The sequence below is a fragment of the Clostridium prolinivorans genome, assembly GCF_004011155.1.
GTDB lineage: Bacteria > Bacillota > Clostridia > Clostridiales > Clostridiaceae > Clostridium_AT > Clostridium_AT prolinivorans.
In genome coordinates this window covers 1-24,640 of the sequence record NZ_RJWG01000019.1, presented here as the reverse complement: position 1 = coordinate 24,640, position 24,640 = coordinate 1, and the positions used below count along the sequence as shown (strand labels likewise).

The following is a 24,640-nucleotide window of genomic DNA, read 5'->3' as shown; positions in this document are numbered from 1 at the left end:
TTTGTATTATCATTATAAATATCAATATTATAATCATTAATAAAAATGTTTTTGTGTAATAATATTTTTATTAAGTTTTTAAAATATTATTACCAGATTATGTATAATATTATTTCGTTTTTAATAGTATACTTTAATAGTTATACTATTGATATATTAATTATTATATGTCATCATTAATATAAATAACTTTATAAATATTAGTATTTAAAATTTAATTTAGTAATATAATAAAATAATAATTTTTTAATAAAATAAAAATATTCCTTTATATAATTATTATATTATTATTGCTATATTTAATTTATAACATTAAAAGGAGAGCGTAATGAACAATAAATATAAAAAAATAAATATTGTTAAAAGTCTTATATTTAGATATAAAGATGATGAAATAACTGCTATGGGATCTCAACTTGCTTATAGTCTTCTTTTATCATTTTTCCCATTTTTAATACTTTTAATGACTATTATTGGATATACTAATATAAAAAGTGATGATGTTATTTTTTCATTACTACATATACTTCCATTAGAAGTTGTAAATCTTATAAGAGATACTATATTAGATATTGTAGGAAAAAGACGCAGTGGTCTTTTATCTTTTAGTATGATATCTACTATTTGGACTGCTTCTAATGGATTTAAAGCTGTTATAAGAGGGTTAAATAAAGCTTATGATGAAAAAGAAAAAAGGCCTTATTGGAAAGTACAGCTTATTGCACTTTTATGTACTATAGGCTTAGTTTCTATAATATTTTTAGCTTTTTTACTTGTAATTTTTGGAGAAATTGTAGTAAATTATTTAACTAAAAGACTTAATTATACTAAATCTTTGCAAATTATGATTAATATTATGAGATATCTAATATTTTTTTCATTAATGGTTTTTGTTTTTACTGCAGTTTATATGTATACTCCAAGCAAAAGACTTACTTTTAAAGAGACTTTACCTGGATCGATTTTTACCACTATAGGCTGGACTTTAATATCTGTTATTTTTTCATATTATGTAAATAATTTTGCTAATTATTCAAAAATATATGGAAGTATAGGAGCAATTATAGCTCTTATGTCTTGGCTTTTTATAAGCTCCATTATAATACTTATAGGAGGAGAAATAAATGCCACATTGTCTTATAGAAAATTAGAAATTAATTCTGAAAAATAATAAAAATAAGGCCTGCATAAAATTATATGCAGACCTTATTTTTACATATGTGAACCGTTATCGCTTTGTCTTATAGCTCTAGCTTTTGCATGTACTTGAGCATCATTTCCTGTATCTTTATATCCAGTTTTAGAATTTAAACTATTAAAATCTCTTTGTAGTGCAGATTGAATTTTTGATTCTTCTATAAAATTTTTTTTCTTTTTTTGAACCATAAAATCATCTCCCTTAAATTAAATTTTCTATATTTCTATATTAGATTTCCCCAAAATATATTAATATATAAAAATTTAATGTTTTTATATATTACAATAATCTATAAAAAAATGAATAAATTCATATTATTTTTACACATACTATAAAAAAACGAAAGGAAGTTTTTAATATGAAAAAATTAATTTCATTTGTATTATCATTTTTTGTTATTATATCTTTATCAGCTTGCGGCAAACAATCTAATCCCCCAGCTGAAACCAAAACAAATCCAGACGTATCAAGTAATAAAGATATTGAAAATAAAGCTACCACACCTGATATTGAAACTACTGATAAATATAAAGATGGTACTTATGAAGGTATAGGTGATAAATGGGAGCATGGTCAAGAAAGTGCAATTGTAACTATTGAAAATGGGAAAATAGTAAAAGTAGATTTAAAAAGATTAGATACTAATGGTAAAGAAGTTAACTATGAACAATGGACTGGACAAAAAGATGCAAGCGGTAAAGTATATCCTAATTTAAAACAATATAGAATAGATTTAGCTAATAAAATTATAGAAAAGCAAAGTCCCGATGTAGATGTTATATCTGGTGCTACAATAAGCTCAAAAAATTGGAAAACAGCTGTTGAAAGAGCTTTAGATAAAGCTAAATTATAATAAAAAAATAATGAGTAAGTATCTTAATTTTAAGATACTTACTCATTATTTTTTTAAAATTCTGCGTTTCCTGTTGTTCTTGGGAAAGGAATTACATCTCTTATATTTGACATACCTGTTATATACATTATTATTCTTTCAAAACCAAGTCCAAATCCTGCATGTTTAGTTTCACCATATTTTCTAAGTTCTAAATACCACCAATAATCTTCTTTCTTAAGACCAAGTTCATTCATTCTTTTTTCTAAAACTTCAAGTCTTTCTTCCCTTTGACTTCCACCAATTATTTCTCCAACTCCAGGAACAAGTAAATCCATAGCAGCTACTGTTTTCCCATCATCATTTTGTCTCATATAAAAAGCTTTAATCTCTTTAGGGTAATTTGTTACAAATACAGGTTTTTGGAAATATTTTTCAGTAATATATCTTTCATGTTCTGTTTGAAGATCTATTCCCCATTTTACAGGATATTCAAATTTTTCTCCACTTTTTTCAAGTATTTCTATGGCTTCTGTATAAGTAATTCTTCCAAAATCAGAATTTAAAACATTATTTAATCTTTCAAACAATGTTTTATCTATAAATTTATTGAAAAATTCCATTTCTTCAGGTGCATTTTCCATTACATAATTTATTATATATTTGACCATATCTTCTGCAAGTTCCATATCATCTTCAAGATCAGCAAAAGCTATTTCTGGTTCTATCATCCAAAATTCTGCAGCATGTCTTGCTGTATTTGAATTTTCTGCTCTAAAAGTAGGACCAAAAGTGTATACATTTTTAAAAGCTAGGGCAAAACTCTCTGCATTTAATTGACCACTTACAGTTAAGTTTGTTGATTTGCCGAAAAAGTCTTTAGAATTATCAATTTTCCCTTCTTTTGTCTTTGGAAGATTTTCCATATCTAAAGTAGTTACTCTAAACATTTCTCCAGCACCTTCAGCATCACTGCCTGTAATTATTGGAGTATGAACATAAACAAATCCTCTTTCTTGAAAAAATTTATGTATAGCATAGGCTGCTAAAGAACGTACTCTAAAAACTGCTGAAAAAGTATTTCCTCTTGGTCTTAAATGTGCTATAGTTCTTAAATATTCAAAACTATGTCTCTTCTTTTGAAGTGGAAAATCTGGATGAGATAATCCTTCTATTATAATATTTTTAGCTTTAAGTTCAAAAGGCTGCTTAGCTTCTGGAGTTAATACAATCTCTCCTTCTACAGTCAAAGATGAACTTATAGGAAGTTTAGCTACTTCCTTATAATTTTCTAAGTTATTTTCAAAAACCACCTGTAAATTTTTAAAAAAAGTACCATCATTAAGTTCTATAAACCCAAAAACATTAGATGCTCTTACTGTTCTAACCCATCCTGAGACCTTTACAATTTTTCCTGCATAGTTTGCTGTGTCTCTGTATAATTTTTTTATAGCTACACTTTCCATAATCCTTCCTCCTTTTAGTTTTATAAATAAATTATTAAATAAAATAAAAAAACTTTCGTCCTATAAAATAATGGGACGAAAGTTTATATCCGCGGTGCCACCCAAATTGCTTTAAATAAAGCCAACTTTAAAGTACATATGATACTTTCCAATTTATAACGTATTGGACACGTCTAAGCCTACTGCAAAAATGGTTCGGTTAGAAACTCAGAGATGTTCTTCACTATAGGTTTCATACCAATTTCCACCAAAACATTGGCTCTCTTTAAATCCACACTTATAGCTACTCTTCTCTTCAAAGTTTTTATATATAGTATTCATTTATTAATATTATATCAATTTTTATTATTATTACAACATTTTTTTATTATTTCCATCAAAATTTATACCTGCAAGTCTCATTAAATATACTGCATTTCTCGTGTTTGAAATTCCTTCTCTTAATTTATAGTCAAATTTTATTTCGTTATTTTTATAATATTCTTCAAAATGAAAGTTTTTAACTTTTTTATTCTTTGTTTCTATATCTCCAAGCTCTAAATCATGGGTAGATACAAGACCTATAGTATTATTATAACTAAGTTTATTTATAAGAGCTTCCGCACCTAAATGTCTATCAATAGAATTAGTCCCTTTAAAAATTTCATCTAGTAAAAAAAATATAGGTTCTCCTTTTTCTGAATTCTTTATTATATTTTTTATTCTTAAAATTTCTGCATAAAATGAAGATATATTTTTTTCAAGATTGTCGCTTATTCTCATACATGTATATATATTCATAAGAGAACAAATAAATTCTTTAGCACACACTTTAGAGCCTGAATAAGCTAAAACTAAATTAATTCCTAAAGTCCTAAGAAATGTACTCTTCCCTGACATATTTGATCCTGTAATTAAAAGTATACTATAAGGTTCTCCTATAATGCAATCATTAGAAACAGCATTTTTAAGAAGAGGATGAGCTACAGCTTGAGCTTTTAAAACTAATTTATTGTTTATAAAATTCGGAACAGTCCAGGTTTTATTATCAAAATTTATTATAGCTAAAGATGATAAAGCCTCGAATTCTCCTATAACATTAAACCAATCTTCTATTTCTTTCCCATATATTTTCTTCCACATTAAAAGCATGTCTATTAAATGATAGTCCCATAAAAATAAAAGATTAATTATTTTATTAAATAAATTACTTCTATCTGAAACTTTATTGCTTATTTTTTTAAAATCATCTATAGCTTTAGAAGCTTTAATATTATTTTTATTTATTAATTTTTGTTTTAAATTTATAAGCATAGAAGATTTAAAATTTTTACTTTCAATTAATAATATCATTTCATAATAAGTGTTTATTTGTTTTTTATATTCATAAATAGCATCTAAATTTTTTGCTCTAAATCCTTCACCTATTTTTAATATAATAGCATTTATTCCAATAAAAATAAGTGGTATATAATATCCAATATCTTTATTTAAAAAATAATATATTATAGAAACTATGGTAATAATAGGCATTATGAAAGATGTCATTTTAAAAAATTTATTTATTTTTATATCTTCTTTTGCCCATTTTAAAAGATTTTCTGGATTTTTGTTTTTTTCTAAATTAATTTCTCCTAAAGCTTTAAATTTTTGTCTCCAGCCTATATGTACTGAAAGTTCCTCTATTGCCTCTTGTCTTTTAAGTATTTCATCAATATTTAAGTTTGGATAAGCTAAAATATCTCTTAATCTTTTTCTTCCTAAAAAAGTTGTGCAGCAATTTATCCATTGGTATAAAGAATTTTTACCAAATAAATCTAAATCATAAGAAAAATTATGATCTATATCTATAAATTCTTCTCCATAATCTTTAAATTCTCTCCATTTACCTTCTACTCTTTCTATAGATTCTTCATTTAAATTTATTAAAGCTAAAGTTAAATTTCTATTTTTTATAACTTTATTATGCTTTTTTACAAGAATTATAAATAAAATAATTGTTATAAAAAACAGACATAATGATAAATAATATTTTTTATGTAAATATAAATAAACAGAGAAACCTAATCCTGCTATAAATATTATAAGTCTTAGTGCACTAATAAAATTTATTGTCTGCTTTTGTTTTAAAGAAAGCTTTTTAAATTTATCTTTTCTATTTTCATAAATTTCTTTTGTATTTTCCAATATATTCATCTCTCCCTTTTAAGCCTTTATCTTTTAAGCATTTTATAATGTAATTATTATGTATAATGTATTTTTAATATTAATTAATTATTTATATATAATTATACCCTAATTTTTGCATAATAAAAGGAGCTTTTAATTATTTATATAACTGTACATATAAATAATTAAAAGCTCATATTTTTAAATTTATTTTAGTTATTTTAAGCTATTATAAATTTTTTCTAAATTATATTTCATGCTTTCTATATAATTTTTATTATCTTCTTTGCTTTCTATAGTATAAATTTTTTCTACAGAAGCACCTACCTCTTTTGCCAAAGTTTCAGAAACCTTTGGACTTGCAAGTTCTTCCATAAATATTACTTTTATATTATTTTTTTTGCTAAAATCTACTAAATCCATCATTTTTTTAGGAGTTGGCTCTCCTTCTGCAAATACATCTTCAACACTATTTTGATTTAAATTAAAATCTCTGCATAAATATGCAAAAGCTGCATGCCCTGTTACAAAATTTTTATTAGAAACACTTTGTAATTTTTTATTATATTCTTCATATAAATTATCTAATTGTAAAGCAAATTCATTATAATTCTTTTCATAAAAATCTTTATTTTCTTTATCTATTTTTATTAATGCATCTTTTATATTTTTAGCAGAATTTTTAGCTTCCTTAAGGCTAAGCCAAATATGTGGATCATATTTTCCATTATCTTCTTTTATTAAATTACATCCTTTTGATGCTTCAACAATTTCTAAAGACTTATTATTTATGGCTTCTAATGTTTTATCTACCCATGTTTCCATACCTAATCCATTATAAATAAATAATTTTGCATCATTTAAACTTTCCATATCTTTAGGTTTTGGCTCGAAATCATGAGGCTCAACTCCTTCAGGAATCATTGTTTTTACTGATATTTTATCTTTACCTATAGCTTCAGCAAATTCTCTTAATGGATTAAATGATACAACTACAGATATTTTATCACTTTTTTTAGAATTATTATCTAAAGTGTTTTTTTCAACATTAGTTAATTTGTTATTTGAACACGAAGAAAAAATAAATATTGTAGAAAAAATTAACACTATACTAAAAAGTTTCTTAATCATAAATACACCTCTTATTATAAATTAATGCAAATCATTTGCATCTGTATATAAATATATATGTATTTATGATTATTGTCAATAGTTTATATTATATTATGGTAATATAATACTATTATGTTAATCATTTATAATATTTATTTAAATTATTTATATAACTTATAAATAATTATATTAGTGGAAAAATAAATTTTAGAGTTTTATAAATTTTAAAGGAGGATGACTATGAGAAAACATTACAGCGTAATTTTAATGTATGATGATTATAATTGTGCAATAAAACAAATAAGTAAAAACACATATGATCAAATTCAAGATATGAAAAAAAGGGGAGAAAGTGATAAAAGTATAATAAAAAGTTTAACAGAAATAAATACTTTAGAAGATAATATAATAATAAATGGTGCCACAATAGAAGAAGCCAAATCTCGTGCTCAAGATGAAGGTGAAGATTTTATAGTATTGAAAAATTTTACGCATTAAAATATAAAACAAAATATATTATAATAAAAAAATATTAAATGCTTATTTATACTTACAATAGATACATGGAAATTTTACAAAAAATAATATGCTGCAAAACTTTTTATAGTTTTGCAGCATATTTTGCTTTTTATTTCTTTAATTTATTAAATTCATCTAACATATTCTGAACCTGTATTTTAGAAATTAAAAATTCTGATTTACCATCTACAAAAACTGCATAAAAATCATTATTATACTCCACAAAACTTACAATAGTTGTTTTTTTATTTGTAGAATTTAAATTATAAACAATTCTTACTTCTGGTTTTTCAGAAAGATTTTTATCATTTACAGCTTCTACTTGCAATCCTATAAGTTTTTGATAAAAATTTTTAAAAGGTTCTTCTGAAACTTCTTTACCATTTATTTTATATGTTGTTAAAGTTTCATCTTTTTCTCCTTCTTTTTCTGCTTTCTTTACAGTTCTTGAAAGAGTTATAATATCCTTTTGAGATCCATTTTCTATATTAATTTGATTTACTAAATCTATATTGGTAAGATAAACAAACTTATCTATTAAATCAAAAGGATTTAAATTTAAAGCCTCCATAGAATCTTTAGACATAGCATAGATTTCTGGAGCTCCAGCAATTTTAAAGGCTACATTATCATTATCTACATCTTTTCCAAAATATAAATGCAATTCATTTTTACCGTCTTTAGCTAAAATTTCTAATCTAGGCTTATCTAAACCATATTTAGATAGTTCTTTAGAAGAATCTGAAATAAAATCTGAAATACTAAGCTTTGTTATAGAATCATTTAATTCATTTAATTTATCAGAATTTACTGCATGAATATTATTATAAGGTTTAGTCATTACAAAAGCATTTATTCCATATTGCTTTTCATTATCATTTTGAGCTTCATTTGCTTTTATTTCAATAGTTTCACCTTTTAAATTAACAATTTTAATGTATTTAATATTGGAAGTATCAATAGCAGGTAATTCTTTACTTCGTAAATCATTTATAGAATACTTTATAGAATCTCCTACACTTTCAGAAACTGTATATATATCATTTTTGTTTTTTAATTTAAGATAATAACTGGTCCCTTCAGGAGTTTTATCGCCTAATTCTAAAGTATAGCTGCTTCCATCTTTTAAAAATGATGTAACTGTATTTTTACTATTTTTAAGTCCATACTTATCTAAATCTTTAGCTTCTTTTTCAACAGACTTTTCAGCTGTTAAAGATGTAAAGTTTTGAACTAATCTATTTAACATATTTTGATCTAACTTTAAATCTTGTTTTTCTTCATATACCCAATTATTATCTTTCTTAATAAAAGAAAATGATCCTTTTTCATTGTTTAATATAATTTTAGTCATTTTGCTTTCATCTAATTTTAATATTTCAATTGTTTCACTTTCTGCACTTTTATCTTTGTCTGTTTTATCACTAGGATTTTTACTTAAATAAAAATATGCACCTATTAACACTCCCAAAAGTACTATTAATAATACAATTTTTAGAAGTTTCTTCATCTATGTCTCCTCCTAGCCCATACAGTAACTCCTATTATTAAAATTATTACTGGTATTAATATTACTACAACACCTGACAATGCAAGTTTTTGGAACACAGTCATAACTAGCATATCTGAAGTTAAACTCTTAGGTCTTATAGAAACACTATCTTTTTTATCCTGCATCCAATTTAAAGAATTCATAAAGAAATCTAAATTAGCACCCTTAGTTGCAGAAATAATATCATCATTTATAAATGTACTTCCACCTATAACTACAAGTTTAGTACTCTTTTTAGCTTCAGAATCTTCATCTGTTATTGCTACAGCAATATTTAATGGTCCTTGTATATCATTAGGCTCTTTTACCATAGTTGTAGAATTCAAATTAACCTTTCCCCATGAGTTACTTGATGTAGTAAGCAATGGTTCAATTTTAACTGTATTTCTTTTTAAATCGAGATTACTTATACCTTGTGAAACTGGCATTAATAGATATAATTTATTTGATTTAATTTCATTTACTATTTCATGTGTTCCAATATTAGGAAGTAAATCTATTGGCTGTTGAACAATATTTGAAGATTCTCCTTCTATTGCTAAAGCATTTTGCATTTTTACTCCATAAAAAGATAAAAGTTCTTGAAAATTTGGAAGTACTTCTTTAGTTATATCCATTATAAACATTGCTCTGCCACCATTTATAAGAAATGATTTTATTTTATCGGCTTCTTCTTTAGATAAGTCTCTTCTTGGAGAAGCTATAACTAAAATTCCTTCTTTATCCATTTCATTTCCACTTTGAAGCAAATTAATTTGTTTTACAGCATAATTTTCAGCTTCAAGCTGCTTTGTTATGCTGCTGCTTAAATCTATTTCTTCGTGACCTGTTAAAGTATATATAGTATTTTGCTTATCTGAATTTACATAAATTATTGCATTAGTAATTTGCTGTTCTGCTGCAAAAGAATCAACCTGCTGCTGTCCATATTCATCATAGCTTATGTTAAACAAATCATAGTAATCTATAACTTTAAATTTATTTCCACTTTCAATTACTATACTATTTGCACCTGCTTTTACATCTCCTTTATTATATTTTTGAACAACCTGCGGATTTTTGATAGGATCTTTATATTCCACAGAAATCTTTTTTGAAGCTTCTTTATACTTATCAAGTATATTTGTAAAACTTTGAATTTCATTACTGCTTTCAAAAAAAGCTATAATTTTTGTATCATTTTTTAAATTGTTTAAAACTTTATAAGTTTCGTCTGATAATGAAAATATTTTTTCTTGTGTTAAATCTTTTTTTATATTTATCTTACTTGCTACAAAATTTACAGCGAGAAGAATGGCTAACACTAAAGCTGTAACCAATGTAGAATATGAACCATATTTAAATTTTGAAGTTTTAAATGATTTTTTTATATCTAATTTTTTCATGTTGTTTCCTCCTAGCTCCATCTTCTCTTTTCTATCATTTGTATAGTTAAATACACAAATGCTATATTAAATGTTATATAATAAACTATTGAAGACACATCTAATATTCCCATACCAAAATTTTGAAATCTATTTACAAGGGAAAACCATCCAAAAAAATTAGGCAAAAATCCTTCAAATAAAGCAATCTTTTTAATTGCAAGAATTATAATAATTATAGCTCCAATAACACCTGTTATTGATGAAACTATTATATTTCTAGTTGCAAAATAAATCAGTATTGCTATGGATATAACTAAGATAGCTGAAAATACTATACCTGAAGTAGCTCCTGAAGGGAGATTTTGCTTTATAAAATCTAAAAGCCATACAACTAACAGCATACCAAAAGATATAACTGCTGCAATAACTTGATTTTCCGTAAGTGATGATGCAAAAATACCAATAGCTATAAGTGATGCTCCCATTAGAGCAAATCCTATATAAGTAGTAACTATCTGCCCTACTGGAATAGTCCCAAATTGAGATAATATAATAGGATACAAAATAGTTACAGCTAAAGTTATAAAAAATAAAGCTACAGCTGCAAGATATTTACCTATAACTATTTCACTAACACTTAAAGGAGATGTTAAAAGAAGCTGATCTGTCTTTTGATGTTTTTCCTCTGCTATAAGTTTCATTGTAATTATTGGTACCAAAATTAAAAATATAAATATTATACTTGAAAGTACCGAACTATAATCAGGACTTCCTGGAAGTAAATTATAGCTTGCAAAAAATATACCGCATATAAATAAAAATACTCCCATAAATACATATCCTGAAGCTGAATAAAAATAAGTTTTGAGTTCTTTATTAAATATTGCTAACACATTAATTCCTCCTTACTATTGTGCAGTAACTTGTAAAAATACTTCTTCTAATGATAAATTTACAGGTTTCATCATAAGAACAGGCACTTCTGCCTTGGAAAGTTTCCAAAATAGTTTCTCTCTAATATCTTCATTTTGTTTTGCTTCTACCAATATATCAAAAGTACCTTTTTCAACAGTATCTTGAATTTCAACTTTTTCAACTTCATTAATGTCTTTAAGCATAGCTGCAATTTCTTTTCCATTTCCTTTTATTCTCAATAAAATTTTATTGCTGTAGCTAAATTTTTTAGCAAGTTCATCTGGAGTACCGGTTGCAACAATTTCACCTTTATTAATTATAATAACTCTGTCACAAACTGCACTAACTTCTGAAAGTATATGAGAACTTAATATAACAGTATGATTTTTTCCTATTTCTTTAATTAAATTTCTAATTTCTATTATTTCTTTTGGATCAAGTCCTACAGTAGGCTCATCTAATATAAGAAGTTCTGGATTTCCTATAATAGCTTGAGCTAATCCAACTCTTTGTTTATATCCTTTAGATAAATTTTTAATAAGTCTATTTCTATGATGACTTATTTTTACTACATCACATACTCTTTGAATTGTTTCAAAAACATCTTTAGATGGTATATCTTTAATCTTACATACAAATTTTAAATATTCTTCCACAGTCATATCCATATATAGCGGAGGTAATTCTGGAAGATATCCTATTTTTTTCTTAGCTTCTTTTGGCTTTTCTAAGATATCTATTCCATCAATTTTAACACTTCCTTCTGAGGCTGAAATATATCCTGTTATAATATTCATTGTAGTAGATTTTCCAGCACCATTAGGCCCCAAAAATCCAAGTATTTCACCATCATTTATGGTCAAGTTTAATCCATTTAATACTACATTTTGACCATATCGTTTCACTAAATTTTCAATTTGAACCAACGAAAATCCCTCCTATGTATTTTTAAAAAAATTTTTATACAGGATTTATTTATTATAATTTAATTTATATATTTTTTATAATAATATCTATAAATTGATATTTAAATAAAACCCCATATTGTAATCGTTGTTATGTAATTTTTTTACTCATACAACAAAATATATTGTATCATAACTTTATAATATATAAAAGTTAATAAATTTGTATAAAAATGAAAAAAGTTTTTATTTTATATTACTATTTTGTAAACAAAAGGACTATTTCAAAATAATATTTTGAAATAGTCCTTAATATCTAAAGCTTTTTTATAACTATATTGTCATTATTAATATCTATAGATGCAGTACCTCCATTTGATAATTCTCCAAAAAGTACTTCATCAACAAAATAAGGTTTTATCTTTTGTTCTACAATTCTATTAATTTCTCTAGCACCATAATTTGAAGCGAGTCCATTTAAAGCAATATATTCATAACATTTATCTGTAACAACTAAATTTATACTTTTACTTTTAAGTTTTTCTTCAAAATTTCTAATTGCTTTTTTAGCAATTAAAATTGCCATTGATTTATCCATATTATTAAATAATACAATGTCATTTAATCTATTTCTAAATTCTGGAGAAAAAAATCTTTCTATTTCTTTATTTATGGCTTCTTCCTCTACAATTCTTTCTCCAAAGCCTATTATATTTTTACCAATTTCTTTAGCTCCAGCATTAGAAGTCATAATAAGTATAACATTTTTAAAATCTGCTTTTTTACCTGTATTATCTGTAAGTTTTGCATAATCCATTATTTGAAGAAGAATATTTAAAACATCAGGATGAGCTTTTTCTATTTCATCTAACAAAAGTACGCAATGTGGAGTCTTTCTTATAGCATCTGTTAAAAGACCTCCTTCGTCATAGCCTGCATATCCTGGAGGTGCCCCAATAAGTCTAGAAGCAGTGTGTTTTTCCTGATATTCACTCATATCAAAACGTATTAAAGGTATTCCAAGCGAAATAGCAAGTTGTTTTGAAAGTTCAGTTTTTCCAACTCCTGTAGGTCCTACAAAAAGCAAGCTTGCTATAGGCTTTTCTCCTTCATTAAATCCAGCTCTAGAGCGTTTTATAGCCTTTACAACGGTATCAATAGCATTATCCTGTCCGTATATAGAAGCTTTAAGAAAATTTTCTAAGTTTTTAAGTATATCTATTTCATTAGCTGAAACACTTTGCTGTGGAATTTTCCCAATAAAAGATACCATTTTTTCTATTTCTTTTATTGTAATTATAATTTTTTTATTTTCTTTATCAGAATTAAGCCTTGCATATGCTCCTGCTTCATCTATTACGTCTATAGCTTTATCTGGAAGAAATTTATCTTGTATATACTTAAAAGATAGCTCGCAGGCAGCTTTTAAAGCTTCATCTTCATATATTACATTATGATAACTTTCATATTTGTCTTTTAATCCTAAAAGTATTTTATATGTATCATCTACTGAAGTTTCTGGTACTTCAATTTTTTGAAATCTTCTAGATAAAGCTCTATCTTTTTCAAATATCTTTTTATATTCTTCATAAGTAGTTGCACCAATTACTTTAATTTTTCCTCTATCTAAAAAAGGCTTTAATATATTAGATGCGTCCATAGCTCCGCCAGAAACTGAACCAGCACCAACTATAGTATGTATTTCATCTATAAAAACCATAGCTTTTTCCTTTTGTATTATTTCATTTAATATATTTTTTACTCTTTCTTCAAAATCACCTCTATATTTAGTTCCTGCTATCATTGAGCCCATATCTAAAGAATAAATTTTATAATTTTTTAAAGGTTTAGGTACTTTATCACTTACAATAAGCTGTGCTATTCCTTCTATAACAGCAGTTTTCCCAACTCCAGGATCTCCTACATAAATAGGATTATTTTTTTGCCTTCTACACAAAACCTGTAATGTTCTTTGTAATATTTCTTCTCTTCCAATAAAAGGATCAAGTTCTCCTTTTTCTGCCTTTTCAGTAATATCTACAGAAAAAGTTTTAAGCAAACTTTCTTCTTTGATATTATCTTCTCTCTCATATTTTTCATATTTTTCTTCATTTATTTTTTCTTCAAAATTTATATCACTTGAAATATCATAAGAGATAAAATTTAGTATATCTATTCGTTTAATTCCTTGGTCCCTTAAAAAAAAGCTAGCAAAACTTTCTTCTTCATCATATATAGCAATAAGTACATCTTCGAATGTTATTATTTTTTTACCACAAGCTAAAACATGACTAGCTGCCTTAGACAACATATTTTCTATACCTAAAGTTTGTATAGGTTCTTTATTATCGACTTTAGCAATATAATCATTAAAATAGTTTTGTATATCTCTTTTTAATTTTTCAATATCTCCACCGCAATTTTCTAAAATTTTTCTGCTTTCATCAAAAAACAAAGATGCATATAATATATGCTCTAGAGTTATGTATTCATGTTTTCCTTCCTTTGCTTTATTATAAGCTACAATAAAAATTTCATTTAATAATCTGTCAATATCCATTGCTCATTCCTCTTTCAAGCTTAATTTTAATGAGAAAGCATCTTTTTGCACTTTACTTTATATAGTTATAATATATATATACTTTGAATTTCTTATATTTATAATAAATTTTATAAAAAACTATAAATTATATTTTATTTTTAATAATTTAATATTTAGCCACTTTGCTGCCATTCAAGTTCTCTAAATTCTTTTATAAGCTCAGGTGCATTTTCTATTATTTGTTCTTTAATTTTATTATTTGAAAGTTTTTTAATAACTCCATAAGGATTTTTTAAAGACAATTCTTCCTCTTTCCCTGTTAAAACCCAAAGAGTTTTTTTATGAACAGGTCTTATAGAAAGTTCTTTTTCTCCTAATCCATCTGTAAAATATATTAGTATATAATTATTCATATTATTGTTTTTCATATACTCAAAAACTGGAGAAAATTTTGTACTTCCTCTTGTATTTAATTTTTTCTTTATGTCTTTTATATTTTTTACCTTATAAACTCTTCTAACATTACTATCACACTCTAATATAGTAATTTCCCTATGATAATTTTTAACTATTGAAAATACTTCTGCCATTATTTCTTCTATTTCTTTATCACTTATGCTACCACTTATATCTATAGCTACAGCAATCTGTGCTGTATATTTAGGAAGTCTTCCTCTTAAATCAAGCCTTTCAGGTTGTCTTCTATCCTTTCTTGTAATAGTCTTTTTATAACCATGTGGAAGACTCCCTAAAAGTTTTTTAAGATAATCTTTCCAAGAAATTTCAGACTTTTTGTTTAATTCCCTCATAAGCTCATCTATACTTTTAGGGACCTTACCTTTTAAAGCACTTGACGCTAATTTTTTAGTCATCTCTTTTGCAAGAGATTCATCTACTTCATCATTTAAAGACCAAAGCTCATGAGAATTTTTCCAATCAATATCTTCTATATCTTCTGTATCTTCTTCATTAGATTTTTCTTTTTTTAATTTATTTAAAGCCTTTTGTATTATATCAGCGTATTGCTCCATAGTCTTGTCTTCTTCTAAATCTACATTATAACTTCTTTTTACATTATCAATGCTATATGACCAAGAAGGCAAATTTAAAATATATTGATTTATAGAAATATCCATAGCTATATTTATAGCTAAATTACTATATTTATATTTTAATGCTTTAGCTCTTATATGATGACCACTCATAATATGATAAATTTCATGTTTTATAAGTGCTTGTATTTCTTTTATAGTACATTCTAAAATGTAAATAGGATTAAAATATATTATAAATCCATTTGAAGTTAGTTTTGTTCCTGTTGGAGAAGGCAAGTCCATACTTATTTCTCTCTTCATTTGAATTAAAAATAGAGCAAAAAAATTTTCTTCATCTTTCATCATAGAAAATGTACAAATTTCTATGAGCTTAAAAAATTTTTTCTTAAAATCTTCAGTTATTTTAAAATTTTCATTAAAAGCTGATAGCTCAATTATAAGTTCATCTTTAATTCTTTTAAATGATTCCACTATACATTCTACTCCTCTATTTCATTATACATTTTAAAAAATCCATCTATAAAATAATCTTCCATAAGAAATTTATTATATATATGTTCTGGACAACTTTCCTTTATTTCTTTCATAATTCCAAATTTTAAATCTGATGGAAAATAGTCTAAAAATTGCGAAAAAAGTTTTATTTCATTTTCTATTTTTTCTTTGTTGTTTATATAATTTAAAGCATTTTTTGCAGCCATATAAAGCCTTGAATGGCTTTCAGATTTTATTTTATTTATAAGTTCTTTATCTATTTCATCTTTTAAAAAAATATCTTCAGGCCTAATAATAGGATTTTTATTATTCTCTAAAAAGGTATGAAATTCTTCAGCAATATATGGTCCTACATTACCTTTTACAACATTTTGAAATATTTTAAAAGGAATTTCATTTTTTTTATTTAAAAATACTTTATATGCTTTTGATATTCTTTCCCAGCTTCTTGGAGTTGCTTTTATTGTTTCATCTGAATAAGGAGTGTGTAAATACTCAGGAAAACTTGATATAAAATTTAAAATATCTTCATGTATATAATTATTTTCCATTCCCCATGCTAACCATGACTTTACATCACATTCCAATTCAACCCAGACAAATCTATCTTCTTGTGCTGGATCCATATCTACAACTTGGTAATTACTTTCTCTGTATTCATCATACTTATTTGAAGGATTCATCGCCGCTACTACCTTTACATTATAAGGAAGTTTATATCCATTAATCTCCCTATTTAATATTATATTCATTAATTCTTGTTGTACCGTATGCTCACATCTATTTATTTCATCTATAAATAAAAGTATTATTTTATCTTTATCTTTTTTTATAACATCATCTATTTCTTGAAGTTTTGTATGAGTAGCATAAACAGTTCTCTTTTTTAAAATTTCTCTGCCATCTATAAAAGTTTTATATTCTTCTATAGTAGGAAGTCCTCCTATTTCCCCTTCTTTAAGCATATTACCATCTATAGTTATATTATAATATCCTTTATCTTTACAAAGTTTTTTTATAAGTGCAGTTTTACCTATACCGCTTTCACCTATTAAAAGAGGAACCTCGCCACTTTCCAAAATTAAGTTTATTGTTTCTAATGCATCTTTAAAATTCATAATTACGTCTCCTTTTATATGTTAAAAGCTTAATTTATAATCTACTAAAATTCTTTTTGCCATTTTACTACCATAATTATATATAAACTTTATCTTATCTATAGGAAGTGATTCACATTTTATAAAATTAATTAAATAGTTTTTATCTACAACTTCAGCACTTATTTTTTCTTTCACAATTTCTTTGACTATATTTATATCAATATCTTTTAAATATTTTACTACCTCTATATTATCTTTTATAAAAATAATCTTAGTTTCATAGTTAATATCTTTAATATATAAAATAGCTTCAGCATTATTAATTACAGCTTTTTCTTTAACTTTTAAAGTAGGATTATTTATATATTTAATTGCTGCAAAATATTTTTCAACAGCTAAAAGTTGAATTTCTTCCGTTGGCTCCTTTATATATTGAATAGAATCCCAGTCTTTTTCAATAGCTAAAATCTGTAATTCTATAGAAGGATTTTTAACATATTGTATTGCCCATCCTTTAATCTCTACAGCTTTTTTTATAACTTTTTCAGAAGGATTTTTTATAAATTTTAAAGTGTTCCAAGCTTTTTCTACTGCATATAAACACATTTCTTCAGTAGGATTTTCAATATATTCAATACTCCATACGCTCTCTTTTAAAGCCTCCCATTGTATTTTTAAAGAAGGATTATTGATATATTTTAATATTGAGCCATTTTTTCTAACAGCCTTAACTATCATTTCTTCAGTAGGATTTTCAATTAATTTAATATAAAAAGGATCTTTATCTAAAATCTGCATTATTTTATTATTATCCATATACACATTACTCCATTAAAAAATTTGTCAATAAATAATAAATATTGATATACTATTATAATCAACATTTATTATTTTTTCAATGTATAAAAGTATAATAAGTATATATTTATTGTATTATAAAGTAGTATACTATTATAGAAGATTTAGTATAACCGACTATAAATTTATTATATTAGGGGGGATTTTAATGGAAAATTATAATAATATCAAAATTCAACTTAACAAATTTATATTAGATATGTTAAAAAGTGATGAGTTTAAAAACAATATTTCTCTTTATATTAAAGAGGAGATTAATAATATTATTTATATAAAAAAAGAGGAAATTTTTAATAATAACATATATAAAAATATTAAATATAATATAAAAATAAATATAATCAATTTATTAAAAAGCGAAGATTTTAAAAATGAAATATATAATTTTTTTGATTATAATTTAAAAGAACTTGAAAAGTCAGATAAAACTTTAGAATTTATAATTTCACCTGGTTTTATAAATGGATTTAAAGTATATATTTATAATCATAAAGATGATATTATTAATTCAATAAAAAATTTTTTAACAAATTCTGATATAAAAAACAAAATAAATAAAGAAATATTTAATATATTAAATGGAATAAACCCTATGGTTTCTAAATTTGTAAATTCTAATACAATTCAAATGAAATTAATGGAGGGTATAAATAATTACTTAAATGATATTAACAATGTTAATTATATAATTAATATAATTAATACAAAAATTAATGAAGTTATGAAAAAAAGAATATCCGAATTTTCTTTATATTTTCCTGATGAAAGTAAAAAATCTTTAATCAATTCTATAACAAACGGTATAATAAATAATTTATATCCTGAAAAAATTGCTGATACTATATTAAATAAACTTGAGGAAAATTTTAAAAAAGAAGTTTACTTATTAAATAAAAATTCTAATAATTCAATTTTAAATATAAATAATACTATAGATGTTTTTTTAAAAAATCATTATAACAATTTTTTAGAAAATGATAAAATTAAAGAATTTATAGATAAATTTTCAAAAGATATTATTGATAATTTCCTTAATAAACCTGTGAAAGATTTCATATAAATTTAATAAAATTGTCTATTAAAATAATAATACTTTCTGTTTAAAATATTACTTGCTTGAATTATTATTTTAATAGACTATTTATTTTCCATATTAAAATATTTATAAAAATTATTGTTTTTAAATTATATTATTGATTATTGTTTAATATATTCTGTGCTTCCTGCATATCTTCTTTTATCTTTTGTCCTGGATTTGCATAAGCATTATACCAATTTTTTGAAATTGCATAATCAGCAATTTTAAAATACTCATCTATGCAAGAATTTAATTGATTTTTTATAAGCTGTCTAAGTTCTGGATTTAATATTTCAGTTATAGCTTTACTTAAAACTTCTATGTCTTTTTTAGAAATATTAAGCATATCAAGTGATAATTCTTTATCTTTTAAAGGGGAATTATTTTCTTCTCCTAAAAAGTTATTTAACCAAGACATAAAATACCACCTTTCATTAAATTAATTTAAAATTAAAGATTTATTATATACTAATTATTATTTTGATTATTTTGAGCATTTAATTGATTATTTATAAAATTTTGAAACTCTTGTATTTTAGTTTTTTTATTATTTAATGTATTTTGCATAATATTTTTTAAATTTTCATCTTGAACCATAGAGATATTGGATTTTATCTTTTTTATACTAAGTATATTTTCATTTAAAAGTTCATGAAGTTCTAAAACTTCAGTAGGTGTCAATTTATTATTTGCCATTAATTTTCTTACTCCCTTCTTTAAAAAAAGAGCTAAAACTTAAAAGTTTTAGCTCTTTTTTTTTATTTATAATATGGAATATAATTTATTCTTCAAGTATATGTTGGATTATAAATTTTTTTCGTAAGCTTCTATCATTTTTTTAACCATTTGTCCGCCTACTGATCCAGCTTCTCTTGAAGTTAAATCTCCGTTGTATCCTTCTTTTAGATTAACTCCTACTTCTCTAGCAGATTCCATTTTAAATTTTTCTAATCCTGCCTTTGCTTGAGGTACTAATACTCTATTGCTTTTGCTTGCCATGATTAATTCCTCCTTTTAATTTTTTAATTTTATTTTTTATTTGGTGTTGCTTTGTAATATAAGTTTGTGTTTTTTTTAAAAAAATAATCTATAAAATTAAAGGAAGATAAACTAAGTTTTATCTTCCTTACATATTAAATACATAATTACCATTTATTATTTAATATTGTATTTATAAATATTATTTATTTACAAATAATCTATTTATGCTTTATAATTTCTATTACAATTAAAACGCTTAATAATAGTATTGCTAATCAAGTTAGATTATTTATATTTTATAATTCCTATTACAATACCTAATATAGATGCATCATCTTTATCATGCATAAAAATAGGATCATATTTTTCATTTTCAGGCATTAAAACTGGAACACCATTATTTAAACTCAATCTTTTTAAAGTGGCGTTTCCATCTAAATCTACTGCAACTAAATCTCCATTTACAGCAGTGCTTTGTTTCCTTATAACTACATAATCACCATCAAAAATATTTGCACCTATCATACTATCTCCCTTTACTTTTAATATAAAACTGTCTTTAGAGCCTTTAAAAAAATACTCTGGAAGATAGAATTCATCTAAAATTTCATCATTCATCATTATAGGTTCTCCTGCAGCAATATCGCTATATACTGGAATAGACTTTAATTCATCACTTTTTATAATTTCTTCTTCTTTTCCGTAATCTATATAAATTGTATCATTTATACCAATGTCTCTTTTAAAATTATATTTTTTACTATGCTTTAAATCTATATACTCAAAGTATTCCATAAAACTTTTATATTCAAATTTTTGAGACATTTCTACTTCTCCTTTTTGTGTTTGTGCTTTTGTTTTATATGTATTATATAAATTATAACTTTTAACGGTATTTCCTAATTCTAGATTTGAAATTTTTCTCCCTTTAATGAACCAAGAATTTTTATTTATATCATTAGATTTATTTAGTATAAACATAAGACTTGAATATGTTTTATTATTTAAAAGTTCTTTTATAAAATCTATTTGAACTTTACTTAAATTTTCAGCTTCATCTACTATTATATGAGTATATTTTTTGTGTTTCTCATTTAATGCCATTTTTAGAGCAACCTTAAAAATATCTTCAAAGTCTATAATTCTTCTTTCTTCAAGTTTTTTATTATATATTTCATAAAGTTTAAATATAATTTCTCTTTCTTTTGAATTTTTTAAAAGTCTTTGAGGACCTTCTCCTTTTTTGCATCTTCTTCCTATTCTATCTATATTTTGATAAACATCTAAATCTTCAAAATTACAAGATTTTATCCACACTATTTCTTCTTTTAAAAATTTAAAATATTTCTCACTTAAAATTTTTTTATTTTCATACTCTTTCCTTAAAAGCTCAATACTTTCTTTTATTATTTTATTTATTTCATTATCTTCTTGAACAATTTTATACCAATTTTTTGTATTATTTGTATACTCAAAATAAAATCTATTAACAATATCTAAAATTGTTAATACTTCTACAGCTTCTATATTGGTAGATAATAATGTTTTATAATCTTGTTTTACATCATCTTCTATTTCATTATATATATTTCTTAACTCATCTCTTTTAGTACTATCTTGGGTAAGTATTAAAATTTTATCATTTTCATAAAGACAATAATTATTTTTTAAATAAAGGGCCCTATATGCTGCAGTCATTGTTTTGCCTGAACCACTTTTACCTTTAAGTATACTGTATTTAAAAGGTCTGCTTTTAATTATTCTATTTTGTGCTGCATCTAGCTGCATGACATCCCCCCCTTAATTAATCTATTAATTTATTATTTACAAATCTGTCTGTTAGCTCTAAATATTCTCTATCGTTTAAAATTTTATTATTACCTATATATACCTTATCTCCTGCTAGTGTCTGCTTTACAACTATCTTTTGAATAACTTTACTTCTGCATTTATCACAAAATCCTAATCCTATAAATCTCCATTTAAATAATTTCAATGGATATTCAAGTTCAATTTTTTCTCCACATTTAGGACATTTTAATTCAGTTTGTTTTTCATCAAGTTTAAAATTTTTCAAGTCTTTTATCATTATAGAAGGCATATTTATTATGTCTTTTACTATAAAATTTTTAACAGCTTTATCATTATAAATTCTTTTAAAAACTTCTGCAGTATAAACGGCATCATTAAGAGCATCATGTAAGTCTTTTTCAACCATCTTTATTTTTAATTTGTTTAACGCATTTTTTAAACTTATAGATCTTTTTTCTGCTAAAACTCTAGTACAATATTCCTGCAAATCAATATATTCTTTAAGCCAAGGTATAGATCCGTAATTATGATAATCTGCATTTCTTATAAGTTCTGCTATATCATCTTTGGCCCAAGAACACACAATTGAATTTTCTCCTATAAATTTGCCAAGCTTTTTTAAAGCTTCTTTAAAATGAATACCATCTTTTAAATTTTCTTCATGAATACCTGTTATTTCTATAATTTTAGGATTAAGTATTTTATAAATGCTTGGTTTTATGTAAGTTTTAAATCTATCTATTTCTTTCATAGTTCTATCTAATTTAATAGCACCAATTTCAATTATTTCATTAGGACATTTATATTCTAAAACTTCTGCATTCTCTTCATAAAATTTAGGGTAGAACTCAGTTATTTCTCCTAAATTATTAAATTCTAAATCTATAATTACGTAGTTCAAAAAATTCCCCCCAATTTTTATAATAATATACTTTATATTATAACAAAAATAATATGGTTCTGATTAAATAAATTTTAAAATTAATAAAAATTGTCTTAAAATAGTCAATAAGACAGTTTTAAGACAATTTTTATAACTTATGTTTTTGTAACTTTTATTATTTATATTAATATCCTAGTTCTTTTCCTACTATAATAACTTTAATTCTACCTTTATTTCTCTGCCTTTTTATAAGTACATAATCATTACAAATTCTTGTTTCATTTTTACAATCTACGCACATTCCTATCTTTGTACAAGGTGTTTCTGTACTTAATCTTTTATTGTTAGCAGGACCAGCTATTCTTTTTTTCCTTTCTATAGCTTCATTTAAATCTTTAACAATTTTGTTAACTCCGACAATAACAATAACATTATCAGGGCCATAAAGCATTGCAGCTACTCTGTTTCCAGTACCATCCACATTATAAAGCTCCCCACTTTCTGTTACTGCATTAGAACTTACAAAATAAGCATCAGCAAAAAAACTTTTTCTATAAATATCTTTTACATCTTCAGCTTTTAAATTTTCTTTGTATCTATCTAAAAAATTAAATTTTCCATTCCTTAAAAAATCTATTATTCCAATTTCAAAAAGAGTTTGAGAGCCTCCAACAGCTACAGTATCCCCTTCTTTTATGAATTCTTTAACTTTTTCTAAAGCTTCTTTTTCATCTTCTACATAATAAGCTTCCATATTATTTTTCTCTAAATTTTCCATAGTTCTTTTTATTCTTTGTTCTTCAACAAATTTTAAATGTTTATCCATATAAGCTCTCCTTTCTATCTATTTCTCTGCAATTTTTGATTTTACTACAAATTTATAAAAGTAATTTATAATATCACTTCTTTTTATAATTCCAATAAAAATACCATTATCATCTATAACAGGTACAAAGTTTTGATTTATTACTAAATTAATCAAACTCTCCATATCAGCATTTATAGACACAGGCTTATTAATAACTCTTCTTTCTATATCAGAAACTTTAATACTACTTGTATCTTTAATACTAAGTTCTGGAGTATTTTTAAGTTTCCAAAGTAAATCACCTTCAGTAAGAGTGCCTACATATCTTCCTTTATCATCAATAATAGGAATTGCTGTATATCTATGATATTCCATTCTTTCTATAACTTGTCTCATTGTAGAATTTAAATTTTCATAGATAACATCTTTTTTAGGCGTAAGAAAAAATGCTATATTCATATTATGTTCCTTCTCCTATACCTTAAAATTTTAGAAACCATTTACAGTTACAGTTTTATTTTAACATATTTATAATCGTTTTTGTAATATTATACAAAAAATTAACAAATACTTTATACAAAATTCAAGGACAGTACCTTAAATTAAGACTGTCCTTTATTTATTAAAATAAAAAATATTTATAAGAATGTATTAATTTATTTACTGATTTAAATCTTCTTCACACTTATCTTTTTCCCCTAAAGTANCACTTATTAAAGGATATCTTGGATTTGCTCCAGTACATTGATCGTCAAAAGCTTGTTCTGACATCTCATCTAAAGTAGCATAGAATTTTCTTTCTGAAACTCCAGCGTCCTTAATTGTTTTAGGTATATTCACTTTATCTTTTAATTCATCTATTGCTGCAATTAATCTTTCTATTTTTTCATCTTCAGTATTTCCGCCAAGTCTTAAATAATCTGCTATTTGAGCATATCTCCACTTAGCATTTGGATATTTATATTGTGGAAATGCAGCTTGTTTTCTTGGATTATCTACTGCATTAAATCTTA

The 24,640-nt window shown here is 24.3% G+C and carries 23 protein-coding genes, 1 pseudogene and 1 other annotated feature; of the genes and pseudogenes, 4 read left to right on the top strand and 20 right to left on the bottom strand.

The window, feature by feature from the left end; all coding sequences use genetic code 11:
• Positions 1-328 precede the first annotated feature (328 nt).
• The gene (locus EGD97_RS11265; protein ID WP_078681147.1) at positions 329-1,171 is read left to right on the top strand and encodes a YihY/virulence factor BrkB family protein; all 843 of its coding nucleotides are present in this window, start codon (positions 329-331) and stop codon (positions 1,169-1,171) included.
• A gap of 41 nt (positions 1,172-1,212) precedes the next feature.
• Here the strand turns inward: EGD97_RS11265 and EGD97_RS12450 are convergent, their stop codons facing one another.
• Positions 1,213-1,386, bottom strand: coding sequence for a hypothetical protein (locus tag EGD97_RS12450; RefSeq protein ID WP_164850209.1), 174 nt, complete (start codon positions 1,384-1,386; stop codon positions 1,213-1,215).
• Between the two features lie 170 nt (positions 1,387-1,556).
• On the opposite strand from EGD97_RS12450, the gene EGD97_RS11260 reads away from it, so the two are divergent.
• Positions 1,557-2,051 (top strand): FMN-binding protein, encoded by a 495-nt coding sequence (locus EGD97_RS11260; RefSeq protein WP_127837434.1) that lies wholly within the window; start codon positions 1,557-1,559, stop codon positions 2,049-2,051.
• Between the two features lie 53 nt (positions 2,052-2,104).
• Here EGD97_RS11260 and asnS read toward each other — a convergent pair whose 3' ends face one another.
• The 3 genes from asnS to EGD97_RS11245 form a co-directional block, all read right to left on the bottom strand.
• On the bottom strand, positions 2,105-3,496 hold the full coding sequence (gene asnS / locus EGD97_RS11255) for an asparagine--tRNA ligase (protein ID WP_078681149.1): 1,392 nt from the start codon (positions 3,494-3,496) through the stop codon (positions 2,105-2,107).
• A gap of 68 nt (positions 3,497-3,564) precedes the next feature.
• Positions 3,565-3,804: a binding site (T-box leader), on the bottom strand.
• 43 nt (positions 3,805-3,847) lie between these two features.
• Positions 3,848-5,662, bottom strand: a complete 1,815-nt coding sequence (locus tag EGD97_RS11250; protein WP_127837432.1) for a MutS-related protein — start codon at positions 5,660-5,662, stop codon at positions 3,848-3,850.
• Positions 5,663-5,860: 198 nt separating this feature from the next.
• Complete coding sequence (locus tag EGD97_RS11245; protein ID WP_127837431.1) at positions 5,861-6,775, bottom strand: metal ABC transporter substrate-binding protein; 915 nt, start codon at positions 6,773-6,775, stop codon at positions 5,861-5,863.
• Between the two features lie 222 nt (positions 6,776-6,997).
• Here EGD97_RS11245 and EGD97_RS11240 point away from each other — a divergent pair, with 222 nt between their 5' ends.
• On the top strand, positions 6,998-7,255 hold the full coding sequence (locus tag EGD97_RS11240; protein WP_127837429.1) for a hypothetical protein: 258 nt from the start codon (positions 6,998-7,000) through the stop codon (positions 7,253-7,255).
• A gap of 130 nt (positions 7,256-7,385) precedes the next feature.
• Here EGD97_RS11240 and EGD97_RS11235 read toward each other — a convergent pair whose 3' ends face one another.
• The 8 genes from EGD97_RS11235 to EGD97_RS11200 all read right to left on the bottom strand — a co-directional run bounded on the left by EGD97_RS11235 (position 7,386) and on the right by EGD97_RS11200 (position 18,023).
• Positions 7,386-8,786 (bottom strand): DUF4340 domain-containing protein, encoded by a 1,401-nt coding sequence (locus EGD97_RS11235; RefSeq protein ID WP_127837427.1) that lies wholly within the window; start codon positions 8,784-8,786, stop codon positions 7,386-7,388.
• Positions 8,783-10,213, bottom strand: coding sequence for a GldG family protein (locus EGD97_RS11230; protein ID WP_164850208.1), 1,431 nt, complete (start codon positions 10,211-10,213; stop codon positions 8,783-8,785). The genes EGD97_RS11235 and EGD97_RS11230 overlap by 4 nt, the downstream gene beginning before the upstream one ends.
• A gap of 11 nt (positions 10,214-10,224) precedes the next feature.
• Positions 10,225-11,088 (bottom strand): ABC transporter permease subunit, encoded by an 864-nt coding sequence (locus tag EGD97_RS11225; RefSeq protein WP_078681155.1) that lies wholly within the window; start codon positions 11,086-11,088, stop codon positions 10,225-10,227.
• A gap of 15 nt (positions 11,089-11,103) precedes the next feature.
• Positions 11,104-12,036 (bottom strand): ABC transporter ATP-binding protein, encoded by a 933-nt coding sequence (locus tag EGD97_RS11220; RefSeq protein ID WP_078681156.1) that lies wholly within the window; start codon positions 12,034-12,036, stop codon positions 11,104-11,106.
• 295 nt (positions 12,037-12,331) lie between these two features.
• Positions 12,332-14,575, bottom strand: coding sequence for an ATP-dependent Clp protease ATP-binding subunit ClpA (gene clpA / locus EGD97_RS11215; protein ID WP_127837425.1), 2,244 nt, complete (start codon positions 14,573-14,575; stop codon positions 12,332-12,334).
• Positions 14,576-14,730: 155 nt separating this feature from the next.
• Positions 14,731-16,083 carry a vWA domain-containing protein gene (locus EGD97_RS11210; protein ID WP_228202022.1) on the bottom strand — a complete coding sequence of 451 codons (1,353 nt, stop codon included), beginning with the start codon at positions 16,081-16,083 and terminating at the stop codon, positions 14,731-14,733.
• A gap of 8 nt (positions 16,084-16,091) precedes the next feature.
• Entirely contained in the window at positions 16,092-17,225 is a 1,134-nt protein-coding gene (locus EGD97_RS11205; RefSeq protein ID WP_127837423.1) for an ATP-binding protein, read from the bottom strand.
• Between the two features lie 21 nt (positions 17,226-17,246).
• Positions 17,247-18,023, bottom strand: a complete 777-nt coding sequence (locus tag EGD97_RS11200) for a hypothetical protein (RefSeq protein WP_127837421.1) — start codon at positions 18,021-18,023, stop codon at positions 17,247-17,249.
• Between the two features lie 190 nt (positions 18,024-18,213).
• On the opposite strand from EGD97_RS11200, the gene EGD97_RS11195 reads away from it, so the two are divergent.
• Positions 18,214-19,125 (top strand): hypothetical protein, encoded by a 912-nt coding sequence (locus EGD97_RS11195; RefSeq protein ID WP_127837419.1) that lies wholly within the window; start codon positions 18,214-18,216, stop codon positions 19,123-19,125.
• A gap of 130 nt (positions 19,126-19,255) precedes the next feature.
• Here the strand turns inward: EGD97_RS11195 and EGD97_RS11190 are convergent, their stop codons facing one another.
• From EGD97_RS11190 to EGD97_RS11155, 8 genes and pseudogenes are all read right to left on the bottom strand, one after another.
• A complete protein-coding gene (locus tag EGD97_RS11190) occupies positions 19,256-19,561 on the bottom strand; it encodes a spore coat protein (protein WP_078681162.1) in 306 nt (101 codons plus the stop codon).
• A gap of 50 nt (positions 19,562-19,611) precedes the next feature.
• The gene (locus tag EGD97_RS11185) at positions 19,612-19,839 is read right to left on the bottom strand and encodes a hypothetical protein (RefSeq protein ID WP_078681163.1); all 228 of its coding nucleotides are present in this window, start codon (positions 19,837-19,839) and stop codon (positions 19,612-19,614) included.
• Between the two features lie 108 nt (positions 19,840-19,947).
• Complete coding sequence (locus EGD97_RS11180; RefSeq protein WP_078681164.1) at positions 19,948-20,142, bottom strand: alpha/beta-type small acid-soluble spore protein; 195 nt, start codon at positions 20,140-20,142, stop codon at positions 19,948-19,950.
• Between the two features lie 267 nt (positions 20,143-20,409).
• A complete protein-coding gene (gene lexA, locus EGD97_RS11175) occupies positions 20,410-21,912 on the bottom strand; it encodes a transcriptional repressor LexA (RefSeq protein WP_078681165.1) in 1,503 nt (500 codons plus the stop codon).
• Between the two features lie 16 nt (positions 21,913-21,928).
• On the bottom strand, positions 21,929-22,837 hold the full coding sequence (locus EGD97_RS11170) for a 3'-5' exonuclease (RefSeq protein ID WP_078681166.1): 909 nt from the start codon (positions 22,835-22,837) through the stop codon (positions 21,929-21,931).
• Positions 22,838-23,003: 166 nt separating this feature from the next.
• Positions 23,004-23,645, bottom strand: a complete 642-nt coding sequence (locus tag EGD97_RS11165; protein WP_127837417.1) for a lactate utilization protein — start codon at positions 23,643-23,645, stop codon at positions 23,004-23,006.
• An 18-nt stretch (positions 23,646-23,663) separates the two neighbouring features.
• Positions 23,664-24,086 (bottom strand): CBS domain-containing protein, encoded by a 423-nt coding sequence (locus tag EGD97_RS11160; protein ID WP_078681168.1) that lies wholly within the window; start codon positions 24,084-24,086, stop codon positions 23,664-23,666.
• Positions 24,087-24,287: 201 nt separating this feature from the next.
• A pseudogene (locus EGD97_RS11155) lies at positions 24,288-24,640 on the bottom strand (iron-containing alcohol dehydrogenase); the annotation flags it as partial.